General features: G+C 46.7%; 16 protein-coding genes. 5 read left to right on the top strand and 11 right to left on the bottom strand.

The features are described 5' to 3' along the window. Positions 1–61: 61 nt before the first annotated feature. From truC to hisF, 9 genes are all read right to left on the bottom strand, one after another. Positions 62–838, bottom strand: coding sequence for a tRNA pseudouridine(65) synthase TruC (gene truC / locus ACS8FD_RS11375; protein WP_439275959.1), 777 nt, complete (start codon positions 836–838; stop codon positions 62–64). A 57-nt stretch (positions 839–895) separates the two neighbouring features. Then, positions 896–1,441, bottom strand: coding sequence for a PaaI family thioesterase (locus ACS8FD_RS11380; protein ID WP_439275960.1), 546 nt, complete (start codon positions 1,439–1,441; stop codon positions 896–898). A 145-nt stretch (positions 1,442–1,586) separates the two neighbouring features. Further along, the gene (gene glmS / locus ACS8FD_RS11385) at positions 1,587–3,464 is read right to left on the bottom strand and encodes a glutamine--fructose-6-phosphate transaminase (isomerizing) (RefSeq protein ID WP_439275961.1); all 1,878 of its coding nucleotides are present in this window, start codon (positions 3,462–3,464) and stop codon (positions 1,587–1,589) included. Positions 3,465–3,635: 171 nt separating this feature from the next. Next, positions 3,636–5,000 (bottom strand): bifunctional UDP-N-acetylglucosamine diphosphorylase/glucosamine-1-phosphate N-acetyltransferase GlmU, encoded by a 1,365-nt coding sequence (gene glmU / locus ACS8FD_RS11390; protein ID WP_439275962.1) that lies wholly within the window; start codon positions 4,998–5,000, stop codon positions 3,636–3,638. A 117-nt stretch (positions 5,001–5,117) separates the two neighbouring features. Next, a complete protein-coding gene (locus ACS8FD_RS11395; protein ID WP_439275963.1) occupies positions 5,118–5,720 on the bottom strand; it encodes a phosphatidylglycerophosphatase A family protein in 603 nt (200 codons plus the stop codon). Between the two features lie 3 nt (positions 5,721–5,723). Continuing rightward, positions 5,724–6,743 carry a thiamine-phosphate kinase gene (gene thiL, locus ACS8FD_RS11400; protein WP_439275964.1) on the bottom strand — a complete coding sequence of 340 codons (1,020 nt, stop codon included), beginning with the start codon at positions 6,741–6,743 and terminating at the stop codon, positions 5,724–5,726. A gap of 2 nt (positions 6,744–6,745) precedes the next feature. Next, positions 6,746–7,606, bottom strand: a complete 861-nt coding sequence (gene nusB, locus ACS8FD_RS11405; RefSeq protein WP_439275965.1) for a transcription antitermination factor NusB — start codon at positions 7,604–7,606, stop codon at positions 6,746–6,748. 180 nt (positions 7,607–7,786) lie between these two features. Then, a complete protein-coding gene (gene ribH, locus ACS8FD_RS11410; RefSeq protein WP_439275966.1) occupies positions 7,787–8,308 on the bottom strand; it encodes a 6,7-dimethyl-8-ribityllumazine synthase in 522 nt (173 codons plus the stop codon). 138 nt (positions 8,309–8,446) lie between these two features. After that, positions 8,447–9,229, bottom strand: a complete 783-nt coding sequence (gene hisF, locus ACS8FD_RS11415) for an imidazole glycerol phosphate synthase subunit HisF (RefSeq protein WP_439275967.1) — start codon at positions 9,227–9,229, stop codon at positions 8,447–8,449. A gap of 166 nt (positions 9,230–9,395) precedes the next feature. Here hisF and ACS8FD_RS11420 point away from each other — a divergent pair, with 166 nt between their 5' ends. The 3 genes from ACS8FD_RS11420 (at position 9,396) to ACS8FD_RS11430 (ending at position 12,067) form a co-directional block, all read left to right on the top strand. Beyond that, positions 9,396–10,643: a homoserine kinase gene (locus ACS8FD_RS11420; RefSeq protein WP_439275968.1), complete on the top strand. Its 1,248-nt coding sequence runs from the start codon at positions 9,396–9,398 to the stop codon at positions 10,641–10,643. 206 nt (positions 10,644–10,849) lie between these two features. Then, positions 10,850–11,170, top strand: a complete 321-nt coding sequence (locus tag ACS8FD_RS11425) for a hypothetical protein (protein WP_439275969.1) — start codon at positions 10,850–10,852, stop codon at positions 11,168–11,170. Next, positions 11,171–12,067, top strand: coding sequence for a class II glutamine amidotransferase (locus ACS8FD_RS11430; RefSeq protein ID WP_439275970.1), 897 nt, complete (start codon positions 11,171–11,173; stop codon positions 12,065–12,067). A 3-nt stretch (positions 12,068–12,070) separates the two neighbouring features. Here ACS8FD_RS11430 and ACS8FD_RS11435 read toward each other — a convergent pair whose 3' ends face one another. Beyond that, a complete protein-coding gene (locus ACS8FD_RS11435) occupies positions 12,071–12,613 on the bottom strand; it encodes a YchJ family protein (protein WP_439275971.1) in 543 nt (180 codons plus the stop codon). A gap of 28 nt (positions 12,614–12,641) precedes the next feature. Beyond that, positions 12,642–13,358: a metal-dependent hydrolase gene (locus ACS8FD_RS11440; RefSeq protein WP_439275972.1), complete on the bottom strand. Its 717-nt coding sequence runs from the start codon at positions 13,356–13,358 to the stop codon at positions 12,642–12,644. Between the two features lie 143 nt (positions 13,359–13,501). Here ACS8FD_RS11440 and ACS8FD_RS11445 point away from each other — a divergent pair, with 143 nt between their 5' ends. Continuing rightward, a complete protein-coding gene (locus ACS8FD_RS11445; protein WP_439275973.1) occupies positions 13,502–14,512 on the top strand; it encodes a DUF3025 domain-containing protein in 1,011 nt (336 codons plus the stop codon). Positions 14,513–14,855: 343 nt separating this feature from the next. Further along, positions 14,856–17,642: an aconitate hydratase AcnA gene (gene acnA, locus ACS8FD_RS11450; RefSeq protein WP_439275974.1), complete on the top strand. Its 2,787-nt coding sequence runs from the start codon at positions 14,856–14,858 to the stop codon at positions 17,640–17,642. Positions 17,643–17,757 lie beyond the last annotated feature (115 nt).

Consider the following 17,757-nt stretch of genomic DNA (forward strand, 5'->3'; position numbering starts at 1 on the left):
CTGCTATAAATAATATAGGCTATTGTTATCAGTAGCCTATATCCTAGTTTTCAAGTCCTTACTAAGGACTTGAACCTTCAACACTCTTTACCCAATCAAACGCTTCCATGATACGCATCCATTGTTCATCAAATCCCGCTGTTAAGAGCAAGGGCTCACCGGTAACGGGATGGTCAAGCGCTAACGTCTGAGCATGCAGCAGCATCCGCGTACAATCATAGTGATTGCGAAAAAATCGATTGTGCCGGCCATCGCCATGGCTAGTATCGCCCACTATAGGATGAAATAGATGTTTCATATGCCTGCGCAGCTGATGCTTGCGCCCTGTTTCGGGCATTAAGCGCATAAAACTATAGCGGCTAGTGTCATGCTTGCTTGATACTGCAAATGGCAGCTCGATTTGAGCCAGACGTTGCCAATGGGTCACAGCCTCTTGTGCAGGCTTGTCCAAATTAGCAAATTTATCGGCGATGGCATCGGGCTTAAAGCTTAACGCATAATTAATCGTGCCATTCTTTGGCATATAGCCGCGAACTACCGCTAAATACTGCTTGGTAACCTTATGCTCAGTAAACGCCTCAGTCAGGCTACGCGCCACAGCTGAGCTTTTAGCAAAGAGTAAAACACCAGATGTCGGCCTGTCTAACCTATGCACGGGAAAGACATGACATCCTACCGCATCACGGGTTAGCTGCATCGCAAAGCGCGTCTCGCCCTTATCTAGCCAACTGCGATGCACGAGTAAACCCGCTTCTTTATTAATCGCTACTAGAAACTCATCTTCATAGATGATTTCTATTTGGTCGGTGGTGTCCTTTTCGATGCTTTCGATATCCATGTTTTCAGTGCCTGTTTTTCAGTGCTTATACTTTTAAAAGTAGGTGTTATAGGAGTTTCACTGCTTCATATCAAATACTAAGCAAGTGGTCGTGGCATGGGCATAAAGTTTGCCATCAGGCCCTACGATGCGACCTTCAGCAGTCGCTGTTTGCCGGCCGACATGAATAGTATTGGCTTCAGCACGCACTAATGGGATATCTTTAGTCAACGCACGAATCATATTCACCTTGATCTCAAGCGTGGTATAACCTTTACCAGCAGGTAGGGTTGAGTGAATAGCGCAGGCAACAGCAGAGTCAAGAATGGTACAAAACCAACCCCCATGTACGCTGCCTAGTGGATTATAATGTTGCTGCCCGGGCTGACCTTGAAAGATGGCACTACCATTCTTTATATGGATAGGAATAAAATCAAGCGTTTCACCAATCGGCGCTGAGGGCAGGTCTCCAGCGAACATAGCATCAAAAACTGCTTGACCACTCATGCTCAACATCTCAGCAGGCGACGCGACCCCAGCAGAGCTTAACTTAGCTCGTACTTGTAACTCGTCAGCTTCCCAAGTGGCCTTCACATCGGTGGCGTCTATTTTTGCATCATCCATTTTGCTATCCTTTTTTAATATGCTGATATTTAAATGAGTGGTTATTATGGTCTTAAAAACTTGCTCATATACTATATATTAAAAAGCCTCGCTACTATTAAGACAGTAGCGAGGCTTTTTTACGCTCGGTTTTTACGATTTAAACCTACTCGACCGTCACTGACTTTGCCAAATTCCGGGGCTGATCGACGTCGGTGCCGCGCATGACTGCTACATGATAGGATAGTAGCTGCACCGGCACGCTATAAACGATAGGCGCAAGATCCTCGCAGACATCGGGCACATAGACCACATGCAAGCGATCTTCCGCTACCATCTTGCTTGATTCGCCAGCGAAAACAAAGAGCTCACCGTGACGCGCGTGCACTTCTTGCATATTGGCTTTGAGCTTATCAAACATACTGTCTTTTGGCGCGAGCACGACGATAGGCATGTCCTTATCCACTAGCGCTAATGGCCCATGTTTTAGCTCGCCTGCGGCATAGCCTTCTGCGTGGATATAAGAGATCTCTTTGAGCTTGAGTGCGCCCTCAAGCGCAATAGGGAACTGTAGACCGCGTCCTAAGAACAGACAGCTTTTTTTCTCCTCGAAGTTCGCGCTCATCGTTTTGATATCGCTATCAAGATGGAGGCTAGCGTACAGCTGACTAGGCAGCTTGTGCAGCGCGCCGAGTAGAGTCGTTAAACGCTCATTGTCTAAACGCGATTGAATAGCGCCGATCTTTAGCACCAGTAGCATCAATGCTACTAACTGGGTAGTAAAGGCTTTGGTCGAAGCGACTCCAATCTCAGGGCCTGCATGCGTAGGCAGATAAATATCAGTCTCACGCACGAGCGACGAGGTCGGCACATTACACAAAGCTAAGCTGACAAGACCGGTAGGCGCTTGCTTTTGCGTATCGCGCAGTGCCGATAGCGTATCTGCCGTTTCACCAGATTGTGAGATGCAAATCAATAAAGAGTGATCAACGACCACCGGATTGCGGTAACGAAACTCGCTCGCCACCTCGACCGAGCAGGGCAGGCGCGTTAAATTCTCAAACCAATATTTGGCCACCATACCCGCGTGATAACTGGTGCCGCACGCGATCACTTGAATATGACGAATGTCAGCAAGCTTGGACTCGTGACGCTGCAGAAAGTCTGCTTTTAATTGGTAGCTATTTTGAGCTTCATGGTTTTTATGCTCGCTTGTGACGTTGCTCTCAAGTGCCATCTCTAAAGTGCGTGATACGGCGTCTGGCTGCTCATAGATCTCCTTGAGCATGTAGTGTTTGAACTCGCCTTTATCGGCATTGTGCTGCTGGGCGTCAATCTCATTGATTTGTCTACTGACCTCGGCGCCATCGGCGTAAACGGTAACCTTATCGCGCGTAATGCTAGCGATATCGCCTTCTTCTAGGTACATAAAGCGATTAGTGACAGGTAATAGTGCCAGCTGATCTGAAGCGATAAAGTTCTCTCCGATACCGACACCGATGACCAATGGCGAGCCGAGGCGTACTGCGATGAGTTCATTTGGCGAATCAACATGAACGATACCTAACGCAAAAGCGCCGTGTAGCATAGGAATGACGGCGCGAACCGCTGCTAGTAAATCATCGTTTTGGCTATATAAATCGTTGATAAGATGAGCCACCACCTCAGTATCGGTCTGCGAGGTAAACTCGTAGCCCTTGGCAATGAGTTCTTCTTTGAGCTCAGCATAGTTTTCGACGATGCCGTTATGAACGACGGCGATTTTACCCGAGATATGCGGATGCGCGTTACGCTGGGCTGGCTCGCCATGAGTCGCCCAGCGCGTGTGAGCAATACCAATATGACCATCGAAAAACTGTGGATTGACTGCCACGGCATTGACCAATTCTTGCACTTTGCCCACTTGGCGCTCACGATGTAGTTCGTTATTACGAATCACCGTTAGACCCGCAGAGTCGTAGCCTCTATATTCTAAGCGTTTGAGTCCTTCTAGTAAGATATTAGCGATATTACGCTCAGCGACCGCGCCGACTATTCCGCACATAGTGATTCCTTAAATTCGATGTTTTCATTTTAAAGTGACAATATTTTGATTTTTCGATAGCTATTCTGATAAATTTTTTTAGAACCATATAGCAATAAGCAGCACCACAAGTGTTGTCGTGCTGCTTATTTTTGGCCGGTAACGTGTTGCAAGCCGACTACTGAGCTACTGCTACTTTTTGGTCGGACGTTGGAAGTTATCTTTTTGTACTTGGCGTCCTCGGCCCAGTGCTAGCGCATTAGCATCGACGTCTTTAGTGATGACTGAACCTGCTGCTACTGTCGCGGTATGACCGATAGTCACTGGTGCTACTAAACTTGAGTTGGAACCGATAAACGCGTTATCCTCAATAATAGTCTGTGATTTATTGACGCCATCATAATTACAAGTGATCGTCCCTGCGCCGACATTGACATCCGTACCGATAGTGGTATCACCGATATAGCTTAGATGGCTTACTTTACTACCTTGACCGACGACGGACTTCTTAATCTCAACGAAATTACCGATTTTGGTATGATCAGAGAGTACCGTATTAGGACGTAGATGAGCGAAGGGGCCAATATCCACACCCGCACCGACTTTCGCTTGATCGATGACGCAGTTTGGCTTGATATGACAAGCATTACCGATTTGCGAGTTTTTAATCACATTGCCGGCTTCGATATAGACGTTATCACCTAACACGCAGTCGCCTTCGAAGACTACATTGACATCGACAAACACATCTTGCCCTGCCTTTAGACTACCCCGAATATCGACGCGGGTAGGATCGGCAAACTGCACACCAGCCACTTGCAGATCGTGCACCAGCTTACCTTGCCAAGAGCGCTCTAAGCTTGCGAGCTGCTGACGGTTATTGACGCCTTCAATCTCAAAAGCATGTTCAGGCTCGATAGCGGCAATAGCGATGCCATCAGCGACCGCCATTTTGACAATGTCAGTGAGATAATACTCTGCTTGCGCGTTATCATTCGACAGCTTAGGCAGGTATTTATGTAGTAAGGCATTGTCGACACAATAGATACCGCTATTGATCTCAGTGATCTGTTGCTCTGTGTCGCTAGCGTCTTTTTGCTCGACGATAGCTTCGATATTGCCGGCGTCATCGCGTTTGATCCGCCCCAGTCCAAACGGATTATTCACTCTCAAGGTGAGCATCGACATGCCGTCAGTATTAGCAGATTGTAATGCTGATAGCGTCTGACGGCTGACTAGTGGTACATCACCATAAAGAATCAGACTTTGCCCTGTTTGTGGTAATTTATCCAAAGCGACTTTTACCGCGTGACCAGTCCCTAACTGCTCAGTCTGCTCTACCCAAGCCAAGTTATAAGCGCTCATCGCTTCCTTAACTTGCTCACCGCCAAAGCCATAAACCACGATCGTCTCATCGACCGTCAAATGATGACAAGTGTCTAGTACATGGCTAAGCAAGGGCTTGCCGGCTAGGGTCTGCAGCACTTTGGGCTTAGCCGACTGCATGCGCGTGCCTTTGCCGGCAGCGAGGATAATCACAGAAAGAGAAGATGTCATAATTACTCTACAGTTGTAACAAAATATATTATTGGATTATAGCCTAAAGCCGAACAAAAATCACATAAGCTTTGTATGGGTTTGGCTTCAAATTTTGCAGAAGGCATCTCATTGAAGCTATAGCAACACACCAGCCATGACAATCAGCCAGGCCACGGCAGCCATGATACCGGCGATAATATCATCGAGCATAATCCCTAAGCCGCCGGCGACTTTTTTGTCCGCCCAACCAATCGGCGGCGGTTTGATAATATCAAAGAAGCGAAACAGAATGAAAGCGATAATCAGCGCAAAGAGAGCGATAGGTTGGCTAATATCGGACCAAAAGCGGGTGGTACTGACGCCTAAATAAGAGAAGGGCAGTAAGGTAATCCAAATGCCTGCCCATTCATCCCAAACGATATGCGGATCGTCATGGACGCCCATCAACTTAGAGCTGCGATCACAGATCCAAATGCCAATCACACAAGATAAAATAGTAATTATCAAAAAAGTCGTAAACCCTAAGCTCAATAAAGGAATAGCGACAATCAGTCCACCAACCGTGCCCCAAGTACCTGGCGCTCGGCGCGGTAAGCCGCTACCTAAGCCTAGTCCTAACCAGTAGACGATAGTATCGAGCATACTGGCATTAGCCGGTAATGGCGGGCAGTCGTTAGCCTTACTAATATCAGGCTTGTGGTGGTTGTTAGGGCTATTGCTAGAAGCATTGTCAGTCATGGGCTAACCTATAAAATGTTGATAACCCGTAAATGAGGGCAGCGAAGTAAAAGGGGCGGGATGCTCTGCGGTGATGGCTTGTCCCTTATAAAATAACTGAGGACGCGGTTCTTGTCGCGCCGAATCGGTCGCAACTACTTCACCAATACAAGTGACTTGAGTGTTCGTTAAATGACTAACAGGCGGCTCAACATCAGCAGGCAAGGTAAAGGCTAGCTCGTAATCGTCACCGCCTGTCAACTGGCATAATAAGCGCTCAGCTTCATCCGCCTGTAATAAAGGCTCGCTAGTTGGCAGCTTTTCTATATCTATCCGCATCGTGACGCCGCTTTGCTGACAGATATGCGCTAAATCCTGATAAAGACCATCAGAGATATCTATCATCGACGTCGCGCCAGCTTCTGTAAGCGCGGCGCCAAGCTGAATGCGCGGTGTCGGCATGTGTAACCTGTGCGCTAATTGTTGACCCGTCTCATTATTCATATGCTTCAGGGCGTAAGCAGCATCGCCAAGGGTCCCTGAAACATAAACTTTATCACCCACTTTTGCGCCTGAGCGGTAGATAGCTTTGGTATTGGCATTCAACAGTCCTTGCGCACTAACGCTTAATACTAAAGTATCGTTGCGAGTCGTGTCGCCGCCGATTAAGGTCACGCCAAACTGTTGGCAGGCATGAAATAAGCCTTTAGCAAAATCGCTCAGCCATTGCTCGTTCGCTAAGCGTTCGGGTAGCGCTAATGCTAATAAAATGCTATGCGGCGTCGCACCCATAGCGGCAAGATCTGAGACATTGACCGCAACGGCTTTATAACCAATCTGAAAGCCAAGCTTATTTATCTCATCCCAATCGACGCTAAAGTGTCGCCCTTGCACTAAGGTATCGATACAACTGACCAAGCGCGCGCCTGCTGGCAGACTCACTACTGCTGCATCATCACCGATTGCTTTTTCTATACCAGCAGCAGCAGGCGACTCATCTTGCAGGGTCAGAAATATACGCTCAATCAGCTCAAACTCAGTCATGGTTAGTCTTTATTATTTGTGTCAGTGTTTTTTGCGTCATTATCAGTGGTTGCCGGCTGCACAGCCGCTTTCTTAATGGCTTGTTTGGTCGCTGTACTGGCTTTATTAGGGCGGTCGCGTTTAACGTTCGTTTTATTAGCGCTGATACGCGGTTTATTAGAAGCGGTAGGTTTATCAGCAGGACTCGCCGCTAACTCGGTATCGGTGTTCGCTTGAGCATTGACTTGCGGCTGAGCAGCGGCTTTTTGCGAAGTGCGTTTATTGGCCTTAGTATCGGCGTCAACTTCAAGCGCGCGTAACTCAATCGCCAGTCTATCAAGTACCGCATTGATCAGCTTATGCGCATCGGTCGCGCCAAAGTGATTATTGAGCTTCATCGCTTCATCAAGTACCACTTTATATGGGATCTCAAGACGGTTTTGTAGCTCATAAGTGCCAATCAATAAAATCGCGTGCTCTACGGTATCAAGCTTACCGACTTCGCGATCGAGGTGTTGCTCAATCAAAGCGTCCAGCGCTTCTATCTGCTCTGGGATATCACGCATCATCTCATGATAGTAGCCAATGTGCACGGTATGCATAGCATTGGTCGCACGCGTGCGCGCAGCGATATCATGCGGAGCGTTGTCTTTCCAGCCAAGCTTATCTGTCGTCTCAAAACGGCGATCAGTCACTAGCCACTCATATAAGCCTTGCATCGCAAAGCGACGAGCCTTTCGTACCGCAGTATGGCTCGTCTTATAAGTCGACTCACTCATATCGAAGTTTTGTTCTTCGCTGTTAGTACCCAAGTTATCACTAGGGTTGGCATTATTTTGTGCCGACTTTGCATCATTAATGGCACGTTTGAGTTGGTCAGTCATAAGAGGGTAATACCTAATGTTAAATTCAAATGAAATTTTACAGAGTAAAAAGAGCGAGTAAGTTGTTAAATAGTAGTCGACTGGCCTATTTAGCCAGTCAGTTTTAGAGCTATAACGCCATGATAATGGATCATAGCGCTATTTGTATCTTGTTAAAAAGCTTGAAATTTATGACTATAACTAAGCATCATCGCCATCAATATCAACGTCTAGCTGCGACAACACCGCTAGCATCTCAAGCACCACCATTGCCGCTTCAGAGCCTTTATTACCGGCTTTAGTGCCCGCACGCTCAATCGCTTGCTCGATGCTGTCGGTGGTCAGTACGCCATTAGCGACTGGAATATTATAATCGATCGCAACGCTGCTGAGGCCTTTAGCAGATTCGCTCGCGACAAAATCAAAGTGCGGTGTGCTACCACGAATGATAGCGCCTAAGGCAATAATGGCGTCAAAACGATCCGACTCTGCGGCGCGCTGAGCGACCAAGGGAAGCTCAAAGGCACCAGGGACGCGCACGACAGTGATATTGCTACCTAATACGCCATGACGTAGGAGCGCGTCGATAGCACCGTCGACTAATGACTCAACCACGAAGCCATTGAAACGACCGACGACGATACCGATACGCGCGTCTTCATTCTGATGCAAATTACCATCGATATGAGTGACATCATTGCGCTGCTGCTGTAAATTTGACATAAAAAATCCTTTGATTTTAGTGAAGTTATAGAATAAGTTGGCAATGCTTTTTATTAATTTTTTGAAAGTAGAATGAGCTAAAATAAGTTGTTGACTATGATAGCATTTTTTCGCGTTAAGGGTTTACTTAAGCGCCGATTATAAACGCATCTCAATACCGCGTGCTGCCATGTATTGCTTGGCTTCTTGTACGCTGTACTCACCGAAGTGAAAGATGCTCGCCGCGAGCACCGCATCAACGCCGCCCTCAAGTACGCCGTCGACCAAATGTTGCAGATTACCGACGCCGCCTGAAGCGATAACCGGAATATTCACCTGATCAGTAATGTGCTTCATTAGCGCTAAGTCATAACCTTGCTTGGTGCCATCGCCATCCATCGAGGTGACGAGTAGCTCGCCTGCGCCAAGCTCCGCCATTTTACTTGCCCAAGCGACGGCATCAATACCGGTAGGCTTGCGCCCGCCATGAGTGAAAATCTCCCAACGTGGCACTTTGATACCATTGATGTCGATATCGACGACGCGTTTGGCATCGATGGCGACAACGATACATTGATTACCGAATTTTTGCGCCGCCTCGCCAACGAATTCAGGGGTGAAAACCGCCGCGGAATTGATCGCCACCTTATCAGCGCCAGCATTAAGCAGATTGCGTATATCGCTAATTTTACGCACGCCGCCGCCCACGGTGAGCGGTACAAAGACGCTCTCCGCCATGCGCTCAACGGTATGATAAGTGGTATCACGCGCATCGCTCGTAGCGGTAATGTCCAAAAAGGTAATCTCATCCGCGCCTTGCTCATTATAGCGTCTGGCGACTTCGACCGGATCACCGGCATCTTTGATATCTACGAATTGTACGCCTTTGACCACCCGGCCATTATCCACGTCCAAACAAGGAATGATACGCTTTGCTAACATAGGGCCTTTCACCTTATAATCAATGCATTCAAGGCGCTAGTCTACCAAAATCGTCGCCATATCAGGCAGGTTTTCGCTAAATTTATCTGCTTTTAATGAATGTTTACTCATACAGCGTATAATTACCTGTTGAATTCACCTTATTTTATTGCACAAGTGAGATATCATGTCCGTCTACACCCAGTTAACCGATGATCAATTTGCGGCCTTTTGCGCAAGCTTTGGCGTGTCCTTTGCCCGCGCTATTCCTATTACTCAAGGCATCAAAAACTCGAACTGGTTTATTCAGACTACCGATGATGTCGAGGGCGATTACTCTTACGTCTTCACTTTATTCGAAGAGCGCCCGCCTGAGGATATCGAAAAGATGGCGGTCATTCTCAATCAATTGGACGGTGAATTACCAGTCGCTGCACCTTTAGCTTTGATTGAAGACAGCATTGGTAATAATGAAAATAGCGACGAAAAACGCTATGTCGTTCGTTACGAAGATAAAGCGATCACTATCGTACCGTGCTTGGCAGGCGAGCATCCTAAACAAACCACGCCAGCGATGTGTCATGAGATCGGCGCGGCATTGGCCATGTTGCATGAAACGCTACAAGCGTTGCAACCCGCGCAGGATTATGGCGTACCTCTATATCCGTGGGATGAGGTGCGCGACCGCGAAATTCAGTTTATGCCTAGCGATGAAGCCAAGCTGATGGGTGATATCTGGCAATCCTATAGTAGTTTACCCTTGGCTGAGCTGCCACAAGGTTTATGCCATCTCGATATGTTCGCTGACAATACCTTATGGAATTTGGCGAAAGACAATGAAACATTAACGGGGTTATTGGATTTTACAGAAGTGAGCGTCGAGCATTATGTGATGGATATTGCCATTACTATCAATGATTTTTGTACCACGTGGGGCGATGCCGAGCAAGGCGAGTCAGTAGAGTTTGATCGCCAAAAGATGAGCGCTTTTTTGCAAGGCTATGAGTCCAAACGCGCGTTGACTGCCGATGAAAAACAAGCTATGCCGGTGATGCTAGCCAAAGCGGCAGTGATATTTTGGCTACTGCGCCTCAACGTCATCTATTACAATCGTTCTGAGGGGCGCACGGGCGATAACATTATGGTCAAAAACCCTGACCTGATGAAGCGCCTTGCGGCTTATCATTGGGCGCAGGTCGAAAAAGCACAGGATACGGTGTTTGTGCTAGAGCATACGCGCTATGAGGATGATAATAGCGATAACGACATCGAAGATTTTAAATTGATCGGCGTGTTTAAAAGTTTAGAGCAAGCGCAAGCAGCGATAGCGCAATTAAACACTCAGCCCGGCTTTAAAGACTATCCTAACGGTTTTCATGTTGATGAATATCCGCTGGGTCAAATCAACTGGTCATCAGGGTTTGTGGTTTATTAAACCCTAGTTTATAAACACTTATCCGCTCATAAAAATATTTTTATGGCAAAGGCAGCTCTATCGTGACATTACTGGTGATAAAAACTTTGATAGCAAACAAGCAGGGTAAGTCTAAGCCTACGCGTGCAATCAATAAACGTGTGGTCGCAAGCCCTACGCTGCCTACTCCTTCAAACCTTCACGCGGCACCCTCTAAGGATAACTCTATGACTGACCAAGTCGATAACTGGCACAAGCTGGCGCGCTACGATACCAATATGCAAGGTGAGCTGCATGCCAACCTGCTACGTAATAATGGCATCACCGTATCCTTGCAACCGCTAAGCGCTATCCCCGGGATGAATTCTGGCGTCGTGCTCTGGGTGGAGATGAGCGATTTGGCGCAAGCTCAACGTATTTTAAGCGGCCTTGAGGGCGATATTGACGGCGAGGCGCTACTCAATACTATGAGCGATGCTGAATTAGGCATCGTCTCAGAGACAGCGATAAATAGTACAAATTCAGATAATCAAGGCGGTAATCGATAAATGTGTCAGCTTTTAGGAATGAACTGTAATACCCCAACCGATATTGGCTTTAGTTTCGCAGGGTTTCGCAAGCGCGGCGGCATGACCGACAGTCACGAAGACGGCTTCGGCATTGCTTTTTTTGAGCGTAGTGAGTGTGTGGTGCAAAACGACTCTACCGGTTTGCGCCTGTTCCATGACAATCGTCCGAGTCACTTGTCGCCCGTTGCCGATTTGGTCAATAATTATCCGATAAAAGCGATGAATGTGATCGCTCATATTCGTAAGGCGACGCAAGGGCAGAACTGCTTAGCGAATACCCATCCATTTACCCGTGAGGTCTGGGGAGAGCAGTGGGTATTTGCCCATAATGGCCAGATGAATAAAGCCTTTATCGAGCGCTGTCAGCGTTTGCAAGATAATGGTAACGCCGAGCATTGTCAGCCCGTCGGCTCTACCGATTCTGAAATGGCATTTTGTTATTTGATTAACCGTCTTAAAAGCAGCTTTAAGTCGCGTCCTGATGATAAGACATTGTTTAATTTTTTAACGACCCAATGCCGATATCTGTCTGCTAATGGGCTGTTTAATTGCTTGATCTCTAACGGGCGCTGGCAATTGGCTTATGCCGGCAGCTTACTCTTCTATCTAACTCGCCAAGCGCCCTTTGGCGAAGCGAAACTGGCCGACGATGACTTGGCCATTAACTTTGGCGATGTCACGACCGATACTGATAAGGTAACGATACTAGTGACGGTTCCCTTAACCGAGAATGAAAAATGGCAACAGATTGCGGTGAATGAATGCCTGATATTCCAAGATGGCGAGATACTGTTTAAGGACAGTCCTAGCCTACGTAAGTTTTTGACCATTGAGGAAGGAATAGCGATTGCAAGGTCGGTTGGGGCGAGTGTTTAGGGTTTATGGTAAATAAACCCCACAACACCTTTTAAACTTCTCTCCAGAGCCGCAAATGCACGGCTGCTTTTGACTAACAGTCATCGCGACCGTTGGATCTAAAAAGTACCAAGTCTCATTATCAGCTTTATCTTTCACTTTCACAAAAGTAGAGCGCTCATGATGTGCCGCTTGCTGACCGTCCGTTGTCGTATAAAACGCCTTAAACTCAACTTGTGCGTGACGCTTGCCGATTTTTGGCGTGTGCGCTACGACTTCTAATCCCGCCCAATCTGTCTCTTTCGCCCATTCCTCAATCGCAGTAATATCGAGTAAATGCTGCTGCGCGGGCACGGTAGTCTTGACGATATACTCAGGCAAAACTTTGACAAAGGCGCTATAACGGGTACGCATCAGCCGCTCTGCGGTCTCAGCTTTAATGCTATCTAATTTATCACTACTGTCGTCAAGCAAACTATCATGATACGGCTGGCAACAGTCGCTATAAGCGATAGCTTGGCTCAAAAAACTTAAGGTCGGCGAGACTTGGCAGGGACATAGTTGCATAATTTACTCTAATAAATATGGGTTAGTTTTAATACAAATAATCTTCTAACAAAGCAGGCAGTATGCCGACCTTTAATTGTGCCCAAGGAGCAGGGTCACGTAGCTGCTGCCAAAATTCGGTAACGGGCGGCGCAAAATAGACCAGTAGCGCTATCAAAACATAGAGTAGTAAATACCACCACTTATCCTTATGCTGATAAAATTTCATTGCCGTACCCGCTGAGCGCTTCATCTTCATACCCATTAGATTGACGCTATACAGCTCATCCAGCGCTAAATGTACCATAGCCCCACCAAATAGAAATAGCCCAAAGAACCAACTGGCAGTCAATGTATTGCCTAACACGTAATAACTTAGACTGACCATGCCTAAGCCCAATACCGCCATGTAAGGCACTGAATGAATGATACCGCGATGTACAGTAATACTGGTAAACAAATGAAAGACGATATAGCGCATAAAACCATAACCGGCTAGCCATAACGCCATCAAGGCCACTAAGCTCAAATCGTTGCGCCAGTGCATCACCAGCCCAAAGGCAAACACAAAAGATGCCATGTTAAAGCCAAGCTTAATCGGAGTCGAGTTATCAGAGTCCAAATCAGGGAGCAAGCCGCCAATAGTCCCAAGCGCCACGCATAGCAAAAACCCTGAATCCTCGATGAGCCCAGCTTTATAAACCGTTAATGCCATGACGCCACTCACGGCAAAAGCACCATTTAAGTGGGTATTAAAATTTGCCATGTCTCTTTTTTATCCATTATCTTGTTATTTGTTATCTCTTGATAAGCTATAAGGCCAGATTGCCTAGCGCCAAAAAAGCGCTCTATGATAGCATAGGCCAATTTACTATAGGCTCTAAGATAATTACTGCGACGATGCTTACTATGACTACTTCTGTTCCGATAAATCACGATTTTACTAGTGCTCATACTGGGCGGCAACTAGAGTCCAGCTTTGCGAATATCGACTGGCAAGCGCCTTGGTTATGTCATTTGCGACAGCTTAATTATCTAAGTACGACGATAAAAAAATTAAGTCGCTCGCCTGACAAGCAGGCTGATTCTGATAGTCATATTAATGATAATAATCAAACAGATATTATCGCTACAGTGCTCAATAAAGCCTTAAGCCAACAAAGTACAGTCAAAGATAATGGGCAAATCTCAGCAACGACTAAACCTAGCGCTGATCACCACCCTCATAGGTTGCAGTTTGTCTCGCAAGACGCCTTACCAGAAGGCCAAGGCTACGAGCAGTTTATTGGCACGATCGGCAAGATTCCGACTCGCGATAACCTGCATGATTTATTTAATGGTAGTATTTGGCTGACCTTTCCCAAGACCAAAGCATTACTCAATTATCATCATATGCTCGAGATCACTAATGATAAAAACGAGCCTAATAACCGTAAAAATCGGGGGCGCGTGCGCGATACTATCACTGTGTTCGATGAGAATGGCGCAGTTTTAATCACTTCTGATACTAGCATTGGCAAAGCTTTGATAGATTTCGATTGGCAAAATAGTTTGGTCAAACCGAGAAATAGTTGGGATAAACCTGATGCCCCTAGTAAAGACGCTAAAGCGGCAGTTTACATCTTTGGTCACGCGTTACTTGAGCAATTGATCGAGCCACGTAAACCCTTGTGCGCACATAGCGTTGTCATTAATGTTGAACCAGATTTTTTTAGATTATCAACGGCTGAACGTCTCTACTATTTAGATAATAAGCTTAGCGATTACATGGATGATTTGCTCTCTCAGGACACCGTCACCCCGCGTCAGCTTGCGCCTTTACCGATTTTGGGCGTGCCGTATTTTTGGTCTGAAAATAGTGAAGTGAGCTTTTATGATGACAATTTTGTGTTTCGTAGCGGTCGGCAACGGCAAAAATGACGGTAGCGGTTGCTAATAAACCCTTAAGCTTCCTTTTTTGGGGCTATTTTGGTTACGATTCTGCCACCATTTGCCTACGCCTAGACGTTAACAAACGCCTGCTTATTTGTTATGGTAAAAGAACGCTGCTATTAACCGCTAAAAAGATCGCGCATAGATCGTGTTTAGCTAGCGTCTTATTAAACTGATATTTTTATCTAAGCAAAATTTGCAGATGCACTTTTTTAATTTCTAACTGCAATTACTGTCATGTATGAAGAAAATCGATAGAACTGATTAACCCATTAGCCACCGTGATAACAATAAATTCATAATTTCTACCCCGTAGATAAGGAAGCTACCCATGAGTGATATTTTTAATGTAAAAGACACCTTGAGCGTCGATGGCAAGGAGCATGCCTATTATAGTTTGCCAAAACTTGCTGAAACTTATGACAATATCGAAACGTTACCCTACTGCATGAAAGTCGTGCTAGAAAACTTACTACGTAACGAAGACGACGGTCAGTCCGTTGGCAAAAACCATATCGAAGCGGTTGCCAACTGGGATGCTGGCGCTGAAGCCTCAAAAGAGATTGCCTTTATGCCAGCGCGTGTGGTACTGCAGGATTTTACTGGCGTACCTTCTGTTGTCGATTTGGCAGCGATGCGTGATGCCGTGGTTGAGCTGGGCGGAAAAGCAGAACAGATTAACCCGTTTATCCCTAGTGAATTGGTCGTCGACCACTCGGTACAGGTTGATGCTTATGGTCGCGAAGATGCGCTAGATCTGAACGAAAAGATCGAATTTAAACGTAATAACGAGCGTTATGAGTTTTTGCATTGGGGTAAAAACGCGTTTGAAAACTTCGTAGTCGTGCCGCCTGCTACCGGTATCGTGCATCAGGTCAACCTTGAGTACCTAGCGCGTGTGGTTATGGCCGCAGACGTTGATGGCGAGCTTACCGCTTATCCTGACACGGTATTTGGTACTGATAGCCATACTACGATGATTAATGGTATTGGCGTGCTCGGTTGGGGCGTTGGCGGTATCGAAGCTGAAGCGGCGATGCTTGGTCAGCCGTCTTCTATGCTGATCCCGCAAGTCGTTGGTTTTGAATTAATCGGCAAGCTCAATGAGGGCGTTACCGCGACCGATTTAGTACTGCGTGTGGTCGAGATGCTACGTGCTCATGGCGTCGTGGGTAAGTTTGTTGAATTCTTTGGTGAAGGCTTGCACAGCATGCCGCTTGCGGACCGTGCTACGATTGCCAATATGTCACCAGAGTATGGCGCGACTTGTGGTATCTTCCCGATTGACCAAATGGCAATTGATTATCTACGTCTATCAGGCCGCGAAGAGAGCCAGATAGAACTGGTTGAAAAGTACGCCAAAGCGCAAGGCTTATGGCATGATGCTGATACCCCTGCAGCGACTTATTCGAGCAAATTAGAATTAGACCTATCCTCTGTCCAGCCAGCACTAGCGGGTCCCAATTTACCGCAGCAGCGTATCAATTTATCCGATATGCATGAGAAGTTTGGCGAGACTCTAGAAAAAATGACTAAAGATCGAGAAGCTGAAGTTAAAGGTAAAGTTCGTTTCGATCAAGAGGGCGGCGAACAAGAGCAAGCCGATAGACTCTATGCCAAGCCAAATGTCTACTCTGACATAAATATCGATGATAAAAGTCATAAACTGCGCGATGGTTCGGTCGTTATCGCGGCGATTACCTCTTGTACCAATACCTCAAACCCAGCAGTGATGATAGGGGCAGGACTCGTGGCCAAAAAAGCCGCTGCTAAAGGCTTAGCTGCTAAACCTTGGGTCAAAACCTCTTTAGCACCAGGCTCAAAAGTCGTCACTGACTACCTAGAAAAAACCAACTTAATGGATGAGCTAGAAAAGACAGGCTTCTATCTGGTCGGCTATGGTTGTACTACTTGTATCGGTAACTCAGGACCACTATTAGAGTCTATCGAAAAAGGTATCGAAGAGAACGACTTAGTTGCCTCTGCTGTTCTCTCTGGTAACCGTAACTTTGAAGGTCGTATTCACTCGCACGTCAAAGCCAGCTACCTTGCGTCACCACCGTTAGTTGTCGCTTATGCGCTAGCAGGCACGGTCGATATTGATCTAACCACACAGCCATTAGGGCAAGACCAAGATGGCAATGATGTGTATCTCAAAGACATTTGGCCGACATCGGATGAGATCAATGAGCTGATCGCTAACAACATCGATGCTGATATGTTCCGCAAAAACTACGGCGAAGTGTTCGATGGTGGTAAAGCATGGAACGCCATTAGTTCAGCCGATAGCCAACTGTACCCATGGGATGAAGGCTCAACTTACATCAAGAACCCACCATTCTTCGATGGTATGACTATGGAGCCAGAAGGTATCCCAGATATCGAAGGCGCGCGCATCTTAGGTTTGTTCGGTGACTCGATTACTACCGACCATATCTCACCTGCCGGTAATATCGATCCCGACTCTCCTGCAGGCAGATACTTGCAAGAGCGCGGCGTCATGGAAGAGGACTTTAATAGTTATGGTTCGCGCCGTGGTAACGATGCGGTCATGACCCGTGGTACTTTCGCTAACATCCGTATCAAAAACCAGATGATGAATGGTAAAGAGGGCGGTTATACTTATTACTTCGAAGGTGACAAAGCCACGCTGGCAGATGGCGTTGAGATGGCCATGTACGATGCGGCGATGAAGTATAAAGAAGACAAGCGTCCGCTCGTAGTACTTGGTGGTGCGGAGTATGGTTCAGGCTCAAGCCGTGACTGGGCAGCCAAAGGTACTATATTGCTCGGCGTAAAAGCAGTATTGACGACTTCATTCGAGCGTATTCACCGTTCAAACTTAGTGGGCATGGGTGTGTTGCCGTTGACCTTTAAAGATGGCGAAAGTGCAGAGACTTACAAGCTTGACGGCTCAGAGGTGATGAGTATCACAGGTCTTGATAATGGCGAAAGCAAAACCGCCAAAGTCACTGCTACTCGTGCTGATGGCTCAGAAGAGACTTTTGAAGTCAACGTTGGCTTACAAACACCAAAAGAGCGCGAATACGTCCGTCATGGCGGCGTATTGCACTATGTCTTACGTCAGCTAGCAGCTGAGAGCAAAAACGCTGCTTAATGGTTTATTAGTTTTATAACACTAGAAAGCCCAGTCCCATTGAACTGACCCCCAAATGTTGGACGGTTTATTTTATAACAAGGACTGAGTTCTGTATTGCACAGGACTCAGTCCT

Source organism: Psychrobacter sp. 1U2 (assembly GCF_051847575.1).